General features: G+C 57.3%; 11 protein-coding genes. 6 read left to right on the forward strand and 5 right to left on the reverse strand.

Annotated elements, in window-relative coordinates; all coding sequences use genetic code 11:
- Positions 1 to 29: 29 nt before the first annotated feature.
- The gene (locus V0U79_RS12085; protein ID WP_330199773.1) at positions 30 to 1,856 is read left to right on the forward strand and encodes an ABCB family ABC transporter ATP-binding protein/permease; all 1,827 of its coding nucleotides are present in this window, start codon (positions 30 to 32) and stop codon (positions 1,854 to 1,856) included.
- On the opposite strand, the gene V0U79_RS12090 is transcribed toward V0U79_RS12085, so the two are convergent.
- Positions 1,819 to 5,031 carry an efflux RND transporter permease subunit gene (locus V0U79_RS12090; protein WP_330199774.1) on the reverse strand — a complete coding sequence of 1,071 codons (3,213 nt, stop codon included), beginning with the start codon at positions 5,029 to 5,031 and terminating at the stop codon, positions 1,819 to 1,821. The genes V0U79_RS12085 and V0U79_RS12090 overlap by 38 nt on opposite strands.
- The gene (locus tag V0U79_RS12095) at positions 5,028 to 6,095 is read right to left on the reverse strand and encodes an efflux RND transporter periplasmic adaptor subunit (protein ID WP_330199775.1); all 1,068 of its coding nucleotides are present in this window, start codon (positions 6,093 to 6,095) and stop codon (positions 5,028 to 5,030) included. The genes V0U79_RS12090 and V0U79_RS12095 overlap by 4 nt, the downstream gene beginning before the upstream one ends.
- Positions 6,096 to 6,485: 390 nt before the next feature.
- Between V0U79_RS12095 and V0U79_RS12100 the strand changes: the two genes are divergently transcribed.
- From V0U79_RS12100 to V0U79_RS12120, 5 genes are all read left to right on the forward strand, one after another.
- Positions 6,486 to 7,745 (forward strand): tyrosine-type recombinase/integrase, encoded by a 1,260-nt coding sequence (locus V0U79_RS12100; RefSeq protein ID WP_330199776.1) that lies wholly within the window; start codon positions 6,486 to 6,488, stop codon positions 7,743 to 7,745.
- Positions 7,742 to 7,936, forward strand: a complete 195-nt coding sequence (locus V0U79_RS12105) for a hypothetical protein (protein ID WP_330199777.1) — start codon at positions 7,742 to 7,744, stop codon at positions 7,934 to 7,936. Before V0U79_RS12100 ends, V0U79_RS12105 begins: the two co-directional genes overlap by 4 nt.
- Positions 7,933 to 8,229, forward strand: a complete 297-nt coding sequence (locus V0U79_RS12110; protein ID WP_330199778.1) for a hypothetical protein — start codon at positions 7,933 to 7,935, stop codon at positions 8,227 to 8,229. Before V0U79_RS12105 ends, V0U79_RS12110 begins: the two co-directional genes overlap by 4 nt.
- A 90-nt stretch (positions 8,230 to 8,319) precedes the next feature.
- The gene (locus tag V0U79_RS12115) at positions 8,320 to 8,790 is read left to right on the forward strand and encodes a hypothetical protein (protein WP_330199779.1); all 471 of its coding nucleotides are present in this window, start codon (positions 8,320 to 8,322) and stop codon (positions 8,788 to 8,790) included.
- A gap of 136 nt (positions 8,791 to 8,926) precedes the next feature.
- Positions 8,927 to 10,342: a hypothetical protein gene (locus tag V0U79_RS12120; RefSeq protein ID WP_330199780.1), complete on the forward strand. Its 1,416-nt coding sequence runs from the start codon at positions 8,927 to 8,929 to the stop codon at positions 10,340 to 10,342.
- 146 nt (positions 10,343 to 10,488) lie between these two features.
- On the opposite strand, the gene V0U79_RS12125 is transcribed toward V0U79_RS12120, so the two are convergent.
- The 3 genes from V0U79_RS12125 to V0U79_RS12135 all read right to left on the reverse strand — a co-directional run.
- Positions 10,489 to 10,914 (reverse strand): hypothetical protein, encoded by a 426-nt coding sequence (locus V0U79_RS12125; RefSeq protein ID WP_330199781.1) that lies wholly within the window; start codon positions 10,912 to 10,914, stop codon positions 10,489 to 10,491.
- Positions 10,915 to 10,917: 3 nt separating this feature from the next.
- Complete coding sequence (locus V0U79_RS12130) at positions 10,918 to 11,169, reverse strand: hypothetical protein (RefSeq protein WP_330199782.1); 252 nt, start codon at positions 11,167 to 11,169, stop codon at positions 10,918 to 10,920.
- A 170-nt stretch (positions 11,170 to 11,339) separates the two neighbouring features.
- The coding region (locus V0U79_RS12135; RefSeq protein ID WP_330199783.1) for an Ig-like domain-containing protein at positions 11,340 to 13,697 on the reverse strand (2,358 nt) is incomplete at its 5' end.

A 13,697-nucleotide genomic window follows, 5' to 3' on the forward strand; every position in this document is an offset into this window, starting at 1 on the left:
CGAGCGCTCCCGATCCTATCTAGCCCGCCATGGACGATACTTCTCCCAAACCACCCAGTGGTGAGTTCCGCCGGGCGCTCAGCCGTTTGCTGGCACTGTTGCTTTCCAATGACATGAAGAAGTGGCGTCCGCGTATGGCGCTGGCGCTCTTCCTGACTCTGATTGCCAAATTGTTTGCCGTTGGAGCTCCTGTCGCCTTCGGTGAGGGCGTAAACGCCATTGCCGGCCGCGCCGCCGATACGGCCATCTGGGGATTTGTGGTCGCCTTCCTGCTTTATGCGGGCGCACGCTTCATGAGTGTCGGTGCGCCGCAATTGCGTGATGCCTTCTTCGCGCCGGTCAGCCAGGATGCCCAGCGTTTGACGGCTGTCAGGGCATTCGGTCACGTCCAGCGCCTGTCTATCGGCTTTCACCAGACCAAGCGCACCGGCGCGCTGAACAAGGTCATTGATCGCGGTTCCCGGGCGATCGATTTTTTCCTGCGCTTCTTTGTTTTTAATATAGGTCCGACCGTTGTGGAGTTGCTGCTGGCGGCTTCGGTGATGGGCGTCGCTTATGGCTGGGAGTTTCCGGCCATCGCCGTGGTGACGGTCGCGGCCTACACGATCTCGACCACAATGGTCACCGAGTGGCGGGTCAAGCTGCGCCGGGACATGAATGAGGCCGATAATGAAGCCAGCGCGCGGGCTGTCGATGCCTTGATGAATTTCGAGACGGTGAAGTCCTTTGCGGCCGAACAGCGCGAAACCGATCGGTATGACGAGGCGCTCACGCGGTATGCCGATGCTGCTTCACGGTCATCCAGTTCCCTGGCGCTTCTGAACGGTTTGCAGGCGCTGGTGATGAATCTCGGCCTTCTGGCCATGGCACTGGTGGCCGGCTGGAAAGCCTGGAACGGCGTTCTCCAGCCCGGTGATATCGCCGCCGTGACGCTGATCCTGATGAATATCTACCAGCCGCTGAACATTCTCGGCTGGGCCTATCGTGAAATCCGGCAGGCGGCTGTGGATATGGAACGTCTGTTTGAAACGCTCTCGCTCTCGCCGGATGTAGCCGACGCGCCAGACGCCGATGCATTGGAGGACAAGGGCGGTGCGGTGAAGTTCGATCACGTATCCTTCGCCCATGAAGGCCGTGACCGGTCGCTCGACGAGGTCAGCTTTGATCTGCCGCCGGGAAGTTTTACCGGCGTGTGCGGCCCGTCCGGCGCGGGCAAGTCCACCTTGCTGAAGCTTTTATTCCGGTTCTACGATCCGGCCAGTGGTCGGATACTGATTGACGGTCAGGATATTCGCCGTGTCACACAGCAAAGCCTGCGTGACCAGCTGGGACTGGTGCCGCAGGATGTCGTTCTGTTCAACGATACGCTCCGCGCCAATATCCAGTACGGCAACCCGGATGCCGATGAGGCTGCGCTGATGGCGGCCGCTGAACGGGCAAGGCTTGGCGATTTTATCCGTAGCTTGCCGCAAGGACTGGATACGCTGGTTGGCGAACGAGGTTTGAAACTGTCGGGCGGCGAGAAACAGCGCGTGGGTGTGGCGCGCGCCATCATCAAGAATCCGCGGCTTCTGATTCTGGACGAAGCGACCTCGGCCCTCGACTCAGGGACTGAGGAAGAAGTCCAGAAGGCTCTCAATGAAGCGGCACAGGGACGGACCACTCTGGCGGTGGCGCACCGCCTGTCGACCATCGCCGGAGCCGACCAGATTCTGGTGATGGAGCAGGGCCGGATTGTGGAACGCGGCACGCATGCGGAACTTCTGGCCATAGGCGGGCTGTATGCCCGGATGTGGCAGCGCCAGGCCGAGGCCGAGACTATTCTGCTGGAGCCGGCTCCTCATCCGGCACACTGAGGCCCAGACGCTGGCGGATCAGCCGCACGATCCGGCGGCGGAAATTCCCCATACGCAGCGGTGCGCCGAGGAAAACAGGGGTCAGGACCAGGGTCAGCAAGGTGGCAAATCCCAGCCCCCAGACAACAGCGCTGGAAAGCTGAACCCACCATTCCGATGACGGCCCGCCAATGCCGATGACACCGGTACCGAAATTGGCATTGATCTGGAACACCATGGGCAGGAGGCCGAAAATGGTGGTGATCGTGGTCAGCATCACGGGGCGAAGACGTTGCGCGGCGGTCCGCACCACGGATTCATCGACCGAATAACCCAGCTCGCGCATGCGGTGGAAGGTGTCGATCAAGACGATATTATTGTTCACGACGATCCCCGCCAGCGTCACCACGCCGGTGCCAACAAACAGGACCGAGATGTAGGGGAAGGAGAGCTGAATCCCCAACATCACGCCAACAACGGACAGGACCACGGCCTGCAGCGTCAGGAAAACGTGCCAGAAATTGTTGAATTGCCAGAGCAGGATCACCGCCATCATCAAAAGCGAAGCGATCATAGCGACACCAAAGAACCCGGCCGCCTCGGCGGTTTCCTCATCTGCCCCACGGAACCGGATATCGACATCATCGGAAATCCGCCCCGCGGCCTGTTCGGCGTCAATCCACGCCCGTAATTCATCGCGCAGCAGATTAGCGGCGAAGCCGTCATCCGCATTGGCGCGAATTTCGATAACCCGCTTGCCGTCACGTCGATTGATGGAATCAACGCGCTGGTGCGCTTCGCGGGTGACAAAATTGCTGATCGGAACCGAGCCGTCCGGCGTGTTCACACGCAGTTGGTCGAGCGCATCTATGCCGCGATAGGCGGCCGGGAAGCGGACGCGTATGTCGACTTCCTCATCTGCATCATCAGGGCGGTAGCGGCCAACCAGGGCGCCATTTGTGACCAGCTGAACAGCCGCGCCGATCTGGGCGACATCGGCACCAAAGCGTCCGGCCTCCTCGCGATCCACTGCCAGCCGCCATTCGAGGCCGGGCAGGGGCAGCGTGTCTTCGATGTCGACAAGACCATCGACGCCATCAAGGTAGGCGCGGATCAGGTGCGCGGCATTGTCCAGCGCCGCGAAATTGTCGGATCGCAATTCGATCTGGACGTCCTTGCCAACCGGTGGGCCGTTTTCGAATGGACGCACTTCGGTTACAAGGCCCGGAATGTCGGCTACGGCTTCGCGGATGTCTGCAAGGATTTCGCGGCCATCGCGGCGTTGGCCATGAGGGTAGAATTCGATGAAGATTCGCGCCACAGCGTCGGCCGGCGCACCGGATACCCCATCATTGAAGCTGCCCTGGCGGGCGCTGGAGCCGGCGGTGGTAAAATAGCCGCGGATCCCGTCAATGTCTTCCAGCCTTTGTTCGACCTGCACGGCCAACTGGTATTGCTCGGACGGGGAGAGATTGCCGCGGGCGCGGACAAATACGTAGACCTGCTCGGGTTCGGTATCGAGGAAGAATTCGGTGCGATGCGGCGTTGAGCTGAACCAGAAAAAGGTGCTGATCACGATCAGCACGGTGATACCCGCCACCATCAGCGGACGCTGGACCAGTCCAGCAATCATGCGGGCGTAGACCCCTGTGAAACCGGGAAGTTCTGTGGGCTTCGATTCGCTTTCCGCTGACAGCATGGACAGGGCAGACTGATCGCCTTCGGCCGGTTGCTTGCCGATTACCGATCCCAGAGCCGGCAGGAATACGAGGGCCATGACCAGCGCCGAGGACAGCACAAAGATCAACGTCGTCGGCAGATAGGACATGTACTGGCCAGGAATGGTGTTCCAGAACAGGAAGGGCAGGAAGGCGGCCAGCGTGGTGCCGGTCGAGGAAACGATGGGCCAGAACATGCGCTTGCCGGCCATGGCGTAGCTCTCGCGGCGCGGTGTGCCTTCGGCCAGCTTCCGGTCGGCGTACTCGACGACAACGATGGCGCCGTCCACGAGCAAGCCGACAGCCAGCACCATGGCAAACATCACCATGAAGTTCACGGAATAGCCGAACACGCTGAGCAGCAGGAAAGAGAACAGGAAGCTGGAGGGAATGGCGATACCTACCAGCAGAGCAGAGCGCAGGCCCAATGCTGCCACAACGAGGATCATCACCAGCACGATTGCCAGCGTGATCGAGCTGGTCAGGCTGTTGAGCGAGTCCTGCACATAGGTCGAAACGTCCAGAGAAAACGCGTGGCCGACGGATTCCGGCCAATCTGAAGAAACGTCTGCGACCCGATCGCGGACCTCGGCGGTCATGTCGATGACATTGGCGCCAGGGCGGCGCACCACCTGTAGTGAAAAGGCCGGACGGCCATTATAGCGGGCAAATCCGTCGCGATCCTTGAAGGTGCGGCGGACATCGGCGAGGTCGCCGAGGGTCACCACTGTATCCTCGTTTCGAGCAACAACGAGCGAAAGTGCATCTTCAGCCGTCTCGAAAAGGCCGGGCACCTTGACCTGGAATCGGGCATCGCCGGTATCGAGCGCGCCCGCAGCGACCAGCTGGTTATTGGACCGGACCGCATTGATGACCTGTGCGGAAGAGATGCCGTAGGATGTCAGGCGTGCCGGGTCCACGACGACTTCCAGCAATTCATCGCGGGCGCCGGACAGATTGGCTTCCAGTACAGTTGGCAAGGCTTCCAGCTCGTCCTGCAGCTCCCTTGCCAGGCGATATAGCGCGCGCTCGGGCACGTCGCCATAGAGTTGGACGACAATCGCCGGGGCGAGTGCAGCATTGACTTCGCGGAGAACAGGCTCGCGGGCGTCTTCGGGAAATTCGCGGCGGGCCAGATCGATCGCCTCGCGCACGTCCAGAATGGCCTGGTTGGCATCAAAGGTGACATCGAACTCCAGAACCATGGAGCCGGCACCAAGCTGTCCGGTGGAGTTGAGCTCCTCCAACCCTTCAATGGACCGGAGCTCGGTCTCGGCCGGGCGCAGGATCAGCCGCTCGGCATCTTCGGGCGACAGGCCCTCCAGCGGTACAATCACGCCCACGAAGGGGATCGGAATATCCGGGTCGGCTTCTTTGGGCGCTGTCAGATAGGAGACCAGCCCGGCGGCCAGCAGGACGCCGAAGATCACCAGGATCATCCTGACCCGGGTGACGGCAAAATCGACGATGGCGGTCATTCTGCGCGAACGGCGTCGACGACGGCGCCATCCTCCACAAAGTCCTGTCCTTGAATAATGACCTGCGCGGGATCGGGCAGGCCGGATACCCAGCTGCCTTCCGCATCGTCAGACAGCCATTCGACTTCGACGAAACGGACGCGATTATCCTCGCCGATAATCCGCACGCCGATATTGCCATCATCGTTCAGTGCCAGAACCGTTGTCGGAACCCGGTGTGCCGGACGGGCGGCCAACGGAATAATGATCTCGGCTGTGACACCCGCGCGCAGTTCGCCGTCCGGATTGGCAATCGCCAACTCTGTACGGAAGGTGCGGGTGGCCTGATCGGCCTGACGCGCAATCCGCCTGATAGTGCCTTCGACGATTTCACCTGTAACGAGCCGTGCGCGGCCCTGCATTCCGACTTCCAGCGATTCGATATCGCGTTCGGCGACCTGGGCGGCTGCCAGCACCGGGTCCAGTTCCAGGACCACACCGCAGGGTTCGCCGCGAGCAAGAAAGTCCCCGACCTCGGCGGCCCGTCGGTCAAACCAGCCTGAAAATGGTGCCCGGATGTAAATATTGTCCAGTTCCTGCCGGGCTGCTTCCAGCCGTGCGCGGGCGCCATCGCGGGCGGCTTCCAGCGCAGCGATGGAGTTCTGCGAGCGATAGCCGCGATCCCCGAGTGCCACGGCGCCTTCATATTCCTGCTGCGCGGCGCGAAGATCGGCATTGGCCTGATCCAGCGCGGCCTGCCGGGCGTCGACATCCAGGCGGCAAAGCAGGTCACCTTCCTCGACATAGGCGCCCTCAATGGCGGGAGCTTCGACAACGCGGCCGCCGGTTTCAGCGCGCACGGCCACTTCGCGGATGGCTTCGGTCCGTCCCCGCAGAACCAGGAGGGCGGGCTGTTCACCGGCTTCGTAGATCTCGTAAATGACACGCGGAGCGCGGGAAGGGGCCTGCCCGTCCTGCTCCGAGCGCGTGTTGTCGCGTTGATTGAAAAGGCTTCCGAACAAAAAGAAAGCACTCACGATCAACGTGATGACAAGAGCGGCGAAATAACGGCCATTGAGCTGCATGATGTGAATCCACTCGATCGCCGGAAGGCGTGTTGCAGGTGCGAGATACGCGCCTTCGGCGCATTAATCGAGAGCGGATATAGATTTTGATCAGTGTTTTTCGAAACTGATCAGCATTTTTCGGAGAAATGAGTGGCTCCCTGGGACGGGCTCGAACCGCCGACCCGGTGATTAACAGTGACTTTTTCCGCATAACATAGCAGCGCATAGTAGCGTATCGCTGATCTGCAACCTTATTAAAAACAATTACTTATGTACTCAGACCGCGCTATGCGCTACGATATGCATCTATGTTAAACGCCGCCACTCGGAACCCCAACGGAACCCCAAGCGCCCTCCGGCGCCCTTGCGTTCTGGTTTTGATCTAGAGGCGTGAGGGACGAACGCACGATGAAGACGCGTCTCAACAAAAAGTTCTGCGATGCGGTCACCGTGAAGGCGCGAGCCGACTTCGCAGATGCAATAGAAGATAGGCTCTATCTTCGCGTCACGCCCAAGGGCGCCAAGACCTGGTCCTTCCTCTATTACAAGCCGGGGTCAGGCCGCAGATGTCGCCTCCTCATCGGTCACTATCCAGCCCTCCTGCCGGAGGATGCCCGCAAAGCTGTCCGCGAAGCCAAGCGCCTTCTTGACCGGGGCGATGACCCCGCCACCCAGAAAATCAACCGCGCTAGCCTCAGATCCTTCGCCGATCTCGCCAACCTCTACATGGAACGCCACTCAAGGCCGCTGAAACGCTCCTGGGCGCGCGATCAGGAATATTTGGACCGTGACATCCTTCCCGCCATCGGTGAGCTCAGGATCGATCGTATCACCCGTAGCGACGTTCTTTCCGTGATCGACCGAATTGAGGAAAGACGCGCCCGCACTCAGGCCGAGCGCGTCTATGCGTGCCTGAGAGGGATTTTCCGGTGGGGATTGTCGCAGGATTACATCAACCGCGATCCCACAGCTGGCATCAAACGCCGACCGAGGATGTTGTCGCGGACGCGTTATCTCACCCTCGATGAAATCCACCGCCTCTGGTGGGGGATGGAGGAGGGCGGTTTTCAAGCCTCCACCAAGCTGGCGCTTAAGCTCGCCCTCATCACCGGCCAACGAATTGGCGAGGTGTGCGGTATCCGGCTTGATGAGCTTGACTTGGCGCGCGCATGTTGGGTCATTCCCGGCGCGCGAACCAAGAACCGGCTCGAACACGAAGTGCCGCTATCGGACCTCGCCTTGGAACTGATCCGCGAAGCCATCGATGATTGCTCTGGCGAGACCTTCCTCTTTGCCTTCTATCCAAAGCACGGCGATCAAACAGGAGCTGAACAGCCGCTGACACCGCACGCGGCCGCCCGCGCCCTGAACCGGAAACTGAAGGATCTCGGCTTTGCTGAGGCGCCCTTCACACCGCACGACCTTCGACGCACGATCGCGACCCACCTTCAAAGGGAGGGCTATCCCGAGGCCGTCCTGGCCCGCCTCCTCAATCATTCCAGTGATACCGCCCGCACGGTGACTGCGGGCGTCTATATGCGCCACGCCTACACGATAGAAAAACGCGACGCCGCCAATCGCTGGGCTGAGATCATTCGCGATGCGGTCAATGTCTCACCCGTCATCGAGATTTCCTCCAACAGACACACAAATGGCGGCCTGTCATGAATAGCCCCAAGAAAGCGAGCGCCGGCACGACACGCACGGTAGAAGCCATCAAGGCCAAGGCGCTTTATGAGGCGGACCTTACGGCGCAGGCTTGGCAACTCATATTCGACCATATGGAGGCGGTGATGGACCCCGAAGATGATCGGCCAGACCCTGATCTCAACTCACCTGACAAGCAGACGCCGCCATGATTTTAAATTGGGTGGTCACAGCGCCTGCCAGTTGGCGGGAATATCTTCTTGAGGGAAATCCATCAGGGTTGAGTGAGGCGCAGAAGGCTACCGCGGATGCCTTCATCGCCCAGCTTGAGGCCAGTCAGGTAATAGAGGCTGGCGAGCCCTATGAAATTGTGAGCCGTGGTGCTGGTGAAGCTGACACGCAGATGACGATCCCCCCAACGCCACCTGAGACCAAGGTCTGCGATTACATGCTGCGCTTTGACCCGAAGCGGTATGCTTGGCCGGACGGTGCCAGACGGTATTAGATCAAGAAAAACAACCTCCGTGACCAAATTGGAATTGGCAGCCTGAAATTGTTGCGTTAACTTTTATGAACATTTGCGTTGGGGGGAGTTATGCAGGAAACCGAGAAGGGGTCTTTCTTTGAGGCTATTCCGCTTTTGGCCATTCCGGTCATAGGGGTAGGCGCGGCGTCTTATTTTATGACAGGCGCTGGTTTCGAAACCTGGCTGACTTCGCATGCTTTCGACGTGCCGCTATCGGGCAATAGTTTCACGATTGATGGGCGGTTCTTATTCCTCATCATCAGCACGCTGATCTTGATGTGGGAGATTTTACGGTCGGCGTATAATCACACGATCTCGATGCAGAACCATGCATTTTCGGTGATCATCTTCCTGGGGTCGGCCTTTGCCTTCACCCAGCTGCAATTTCTGCAGTCACAGCTCTTTTTGTTTGTCGTGGTCCTGACCTTCATAGACGTTTTTGCAGGCTTCTATATTACGGCCAAAACACGCAGTCGGAAAACAACCGCCCGCACGGAGGTCGTAAATATTCGCGCCGACATCGAACCTAATCGGGGCTGAAGCCAATGCGGTTTCGTTTGGGGATGTCTCGCGCCGGCGAGCCAAAGCTCGGCTGGGTTTTGGCGCGTCATTTTGTTTGGTTCTTGAGGGGCATTTTAGTCTCCGACGAGAAACACAGGCCTAGGGCTTCGGGTCAATGAACGTTTCGTATTCATTGGCTGTTTTGGGTTTGGCCTTCGGCTTCTGCACTGCTGCCCTCATTTGGATGGACGCTGGGCGTACAAGCGAGCAAATGAATGACGCGCTACGAAGGCCACTGGCTGAGACGTGGGCAAAAATTTATAACTCCAGCGTTTGGGGATTGCCGAAGCTTCTTTTGCGGATGTTCTTGAACGGCGTTGAGCGTTGGAACAATTCCATCGCCAACTTTTTCGAGAAGGTCTCGGTAGCGGCGCTCATCGCAATTCTGGTCTTAATCGTTGAACAGTTTGATAGCGGCTTAGACGCCAACAGGGATCTTCGTTGGATTTCAACCACGCTAACATTTGGCACTTTTTTTATCTTTCGCATACACGGCGTAGGGCGCTGGCGGGATGATCTCGGCCGAAGAGGGCATTGGCTCTGGTGGCCAATGATCGCGATTTTATCCGCGATGAGCTTGGTTGCGACCTTCTTGCATGTTGCCAATTTTGTCGCCCTGTTCAATCGCGACCTCACCGTTCTGCAGGCGCTGTTGTATTTGCCAATCCTCATGATGTTGCTGCGTTGGACTTACATGCGTGCACTCGTCTTTCCTCTCATCCGTATTTTTGACTGGGATACACGGCGGAGGAATAGAGATTATGATGAGTTTCACGAATATCTGACCCTACAAGAGGAGCTGGAGAGCAACGCCGAGATCGGGGAGGAAGTCGACGAAGATGATATAATGTTTAAGGCAGAAATCAGGGCCTGGTTTAAGCATAAAAAGAAAGCAAATAAGTTACTACGAAGATTTTTTATATTTAAAAAGTTTTTCAACATTATGCAGTCAGGATTTTTAGTTGGTACAGTGCTGACTGTTATTGGCCTGTATGTCGGCCTTAATTTTGATGCCAGCTCCGAGTTGGCACTTACTCCACAAATACTTATTGTAAACACGGCCTTCGATGCCCTGACGATAGGGGTGACGATATTTTTGATGCAATGGGTTCACGCTGGGCGGTTCTGGACTTTTCGGCTATTGATCGCCGTGCCAATTGACTTGGCAATCGCCGCAATTTTTTCTGTCGCGAGTATTTACCTCTCACTGATCGGCACCGAGCATTCCCTGACCTTAGGTCAGTCTTTTGATCTCCTAATTCCGGACGTCGTTGGCGATCACGTTCTGGGACTTGGGCCAGAATTTTGGATCATGCACACGACGTTTATTCCAACGGCAATCTACATGTTGGTCCTATTTACTGGCGCTATAATGTATCTGATGTTCAATTTTCTCCCATCGACTTTACTGTCGGAAGATCCGAACGAAATCAGACAGCCTTTGCGGGTGCTCGCTGCATTTTTCGGGTTTTACACCATTGTATTCGAAATATTGGCGTTTTTCGCGGCAGGATATCAATTCTCTGCATGAGGTTTGTTTCGGTGCCGTATGGTGCTCAGTTTCGCGTGGTTAGTGCCGCTAGAAGCTCGGCAGATCGGAAGCACTGAAATAAAAATGGACAAACTAAGTTTTATCCAAGTCGTATGTACGCTCTCGGCAGGGCTAGATGATACGATCTATGAAATTGAAGGCTGTTCTAAGGCCGAAAGACGCGCTTCGATGTCGGTTGTTTCGTAGGCCTTTAAATACCCGGTGATGGAATGCGTTATGGCACGCGCATCTGAAGGCAAAATGAGGCCGCCACCAAGAGCCTGTGCGAGCCTTGAAAGCGCATTCAATGCATCGGTGGGAGAGCTTAATTCGGCCATATGAAAGTCGATAGGCGCTTCCTTGGCATCTGGTATCAGCTTTGCGCCGAGCCATCGAGCGGCGTGAGCACGCTGGTCGAGGCTGGGGCGCTCACCGTCAACCGGCTCGCCTTTCATGATTTGGATCATAAACCCAATCGGATCGGCTTCGCTTGCGATCCGCTCGCGTGTCGCGGCGGTTGTCCGGTTTGGTGTGCCCTTCTTGCGGCCTCCATATTTGGCACCCTTGGGCATCATCTACTCTGAACTATTTTGGTTTTCGAATGTCCACCGATCGCGTTTCAGGTCGCTAAAGAATTGGTCATCGCCTTCTTCCCCATGCTCGACAAGATGGGCAATCAACCCATCGACATCACCATAAGAAACCTGGCCTCCCGTCATCGTCTCCCATGTGGTCTGCATCTTCGCCTGCAGCTCTTCATCCGACAAAGCCGATAAGGGGGCAGGTAGACGGGCGGCAATCCGTTCAATGCGTCGACGATAAGACATAATAGGAATATAATCCTATTGCTGAGTTTGGGCAATTCCAGAAATTCTGGCGCGGACCAAAGGGGATCTTGTGCGCGATAAATGACCCGGCGCTTGTGCGTTTCGAATTTCTCGGCTTAACGGAGAAAAGAACGTGCTGTCATCGGCCGCGTCGGACCTAACGGGTACGACTAGCGTTCCTCAACAGTTGCTTGAGACTGCGTCCAGCCAAATCGATCGTTGGCTATGATCAATCGGACCGGATCGTTGTCGTTGGCTGGCACATCGATAATACCAAGATAAATGCCGCTCAGCTCACAACCGGTCAGGTAGACGGTCATGGCATAGTTGGTTTCCAAAGGCGCCTGACCAAAGACGGCGCAACCATCCAGCAAGCCACGCAGTTCACCCGCTGCCGACAAATGCAGGTTCGCGCCAAAGCGGCCCGCGTGATCAAACCAGCTGGTAATATCAGCTGAGCGTGCGTCGCGAACGCCCCAGAAGTTTCCGGGTTGGTCCGCCCATTCCTCACCAAGACGAATGCTGCCAGTCGTCGTCCAGGTACCGTCCTGTGATTGATGAACAAAAACGCCTGCCTCTGAAGTCCGCGAGAACTGAGTTTGATAAGGATGGTCTCCGCCTTCGACGATTACCCTGCCATCTTCCATAACGAATAGGGTCCTGCGTTGAAGGCTCGGCCAATGCCCTTCTTCCAGACGCATCAGTACGCTCCAGCGGCCAGCTGGAAGCGAACCAATTTCAGCTGTGGGCTGAGCCGAAGGTGCGGTAATAGCGGCGCTTGTTGCGGAGCGGATCACGCCCGTTGCATCTGCAAATCGTAAGAACACACGGGCGCTGGCGGGATCCAAGGAGATACCGGCACCATCACTATTGTCGCGCGCGAAAACAGCGAAGAATTGCGGCGAATTGGGGCCCATAATGGATGTCACGCTCGGACCGCGCGGCGAAATACAGATCGCGTCAGCATCTATGCGGCAAACTTCCAGACTTGCCGGCAGCTGGACCGCGCCTGTATCGACACTTGTCTGAAGTGTGATTTCGCCTGGGGCGGCTGACCCATCCCCCGCGCCAATGTTTACGGCGGAGGCTGCCATGAAACCGACGCCCCCCGAGCTTGGTATGGTGATGATGCCATCTCCCGAGGGTGTTACCCCGATCGAGAGGATGTCGGGCGTCGGAGCCGCCTCAATTGTAAGGAAGACGGAGTTTACCCCCACAATCGGATCGAGGCCTGCATTTTCACAGGATATAACCGGCAGGAACTCGTATCCGGACGCTGATGTCTCTTCATCCGGACTGAGGCCAATAACAAAACTCAACAGCCCACCCGCGGGAATATCGAATAAGGGATCCGGCTCGCCAGTAACCTGATTTTGGTCGTCGACCGCGCTGTAATTTAGCGACACGGGCGCGTCTGCGGGCGATGTCACTCTGCATCCCTGGGCCGGTGAACTCGATTGGCTGATAACCGACAAAAATGCGGTAATTATTGGCCCACCGACATAGCCGGACCGGGCACCTGGAAGCGTTGCGGCAACAATCCGACCCGGCGGCGGATCGTCCAGCGTAAATCGGGCTGCGACCGTTCGATCGTCAACCATCGTCACACTGCACCGATTATCGGTAGAGCCGCGACAAACCCCTGCCGTCCATCCCGCAAAGGATGAACCTGCTTCAGCTAAGGCTGTCAGTTGAACGATTGCGTCGACCTCAAAATTGGCTGAGCAGTCGGTCTCACAAGATATGCCTGCAGGAATGCTCGTGACTGTGCCTTCTCCGACCCCCGGCATTCTGACGGCCAATTCACGGTTCAGATCAATCGCAACGGTTAATGTCTCACTGGCGAGATTGTCATTGCCAGCAACATCTTGAGCTGCCGCGGAAGGAATGCTTATGGAAACACTCGGCGACCGTTCGGGGGTCAATGTGAGCGCATAGGCTGAACTACCAAGCTGTCGGAAATCAGTAGCGACCGCATCGCGGATCACCACGTCTTCAAGAGTAAATCCGCTGACGGCCTCTGAAAAAGATATCGCGATATCGAAACTGTCGCGAACTGCATCTGAGGGCCCCGTCAAAGAAACCGCCGGCGGCGTAAGGTCGCTCTGAACAGAAAATTGCGCACTGTTGGTGTTGCTGTTTCCATTACCGTCTCGCGCCGCGCCTGCCGGGATCACCACATCGACATTGCCGTCGCTACTTGGGTTGATGGAGGCAATGAAAATCGACCCCGTTGTCGATGCTGTAGAGTTGGCCGACGCGGTTGCAGCCTGTGCAACTAAATCAACGACTTGTCCGTTTGTGACGGCTATGTCGTCTGAGGAAAACTCTGTAATTTCATTGGAAAAGCTAACGGTCAGGTCGAACATACCAGATACGGGCGTTGCCGGCCCGGAAATGCCCACGGTTAGGATCACGTCATGAACGATAGCTTCTGACGTGCTTGGGAGGAAGTTGGGCTCATTGGTTTGGAGCCTTGCGGTGATGTTGTGTGTTCCGGTCGGTAGTTGATCGGTCGTCAGGATAGC

It is taken from the genome of Hyphobacterium lacteum (assembly GCF_036330345.1).
GTDB classification, from domain to species: Bacteria; Pseudomonadota; Alphaproteobacteria; order Caulobacterales; family Maricaulaceae; genus Hyphobacterium; species Hyphobacterium lacteum.

Coding starts and splice junctions, on each gene's coding strand:
- V0U79_RS12085 (WP_330199773.1), top strand. CDS start 30: ATGGACGATACTTCTCCCAAACCACCCAGTGGTGAGTTCCGCCGGGCG.
- V0U79_RS12090 (WP_330199774.1), bottom strand. CDS start 5,031: ATGACCGCCATCGTCGATTTTGCCGTCACCCGGGTCAGGATGATCCTG.
- V0U79_RS12095 (WP_330199775.1), bottom strand. CDS start 6,095: ATGCAGCTCAATGGCCGTTATTTCGCCGCTCTTGTCATCACGTTGATC.
- V0U79_RS12100 (WP_330199776.1), top strand. CDS start 6,486: ATGAAGACGCGTCTCAACAAAAAGTTCTGCGATGCGGTCACCGTGAAG.
- V0U79_RS12105 (WP_330199777.1), top strand. CDS start 7,742: ATGAATAGCCCCAAGAAAGCGAGCGCCGGCACGACACGCACGGTAGAA.
- V0U79_RS12110 (WP_330199778.1), top strand. CDS start 7,933: ATGATTTTAAATTGGGTGGTCACAGCGCCTGCCAGTTGGCGGGAATAT.
- V0U79_RS12115 (WP_330199779.1), top strand. CDS start 8,320: ATGCAGGAAACCGAGAAGGGGTCTTTCTTTGAGGCTATTCCGCTTTTG.
- V0U79_RS12120 (WP_330199780.1), top strand. CDS start 8,927: ATGAACGTTTCGTATTCATTGGCTGTTTTGGGTTTGGCCTTCGGCTTC.
- V0U79_RS12125 (WP_330199781.1), bottom strand. CDS start 10,914: ATGCCCAAGGGTGCCAAATATGGAGGCCGCAAGAAGGGCACACCAAAC.
- V0U79_RS12130 (WP_330199782.1), bottom strand. CDS start 11,169: ATGTCTTATCGTCGACGCATTGAACGGATTGCCGCCCGTCTACCTGCC.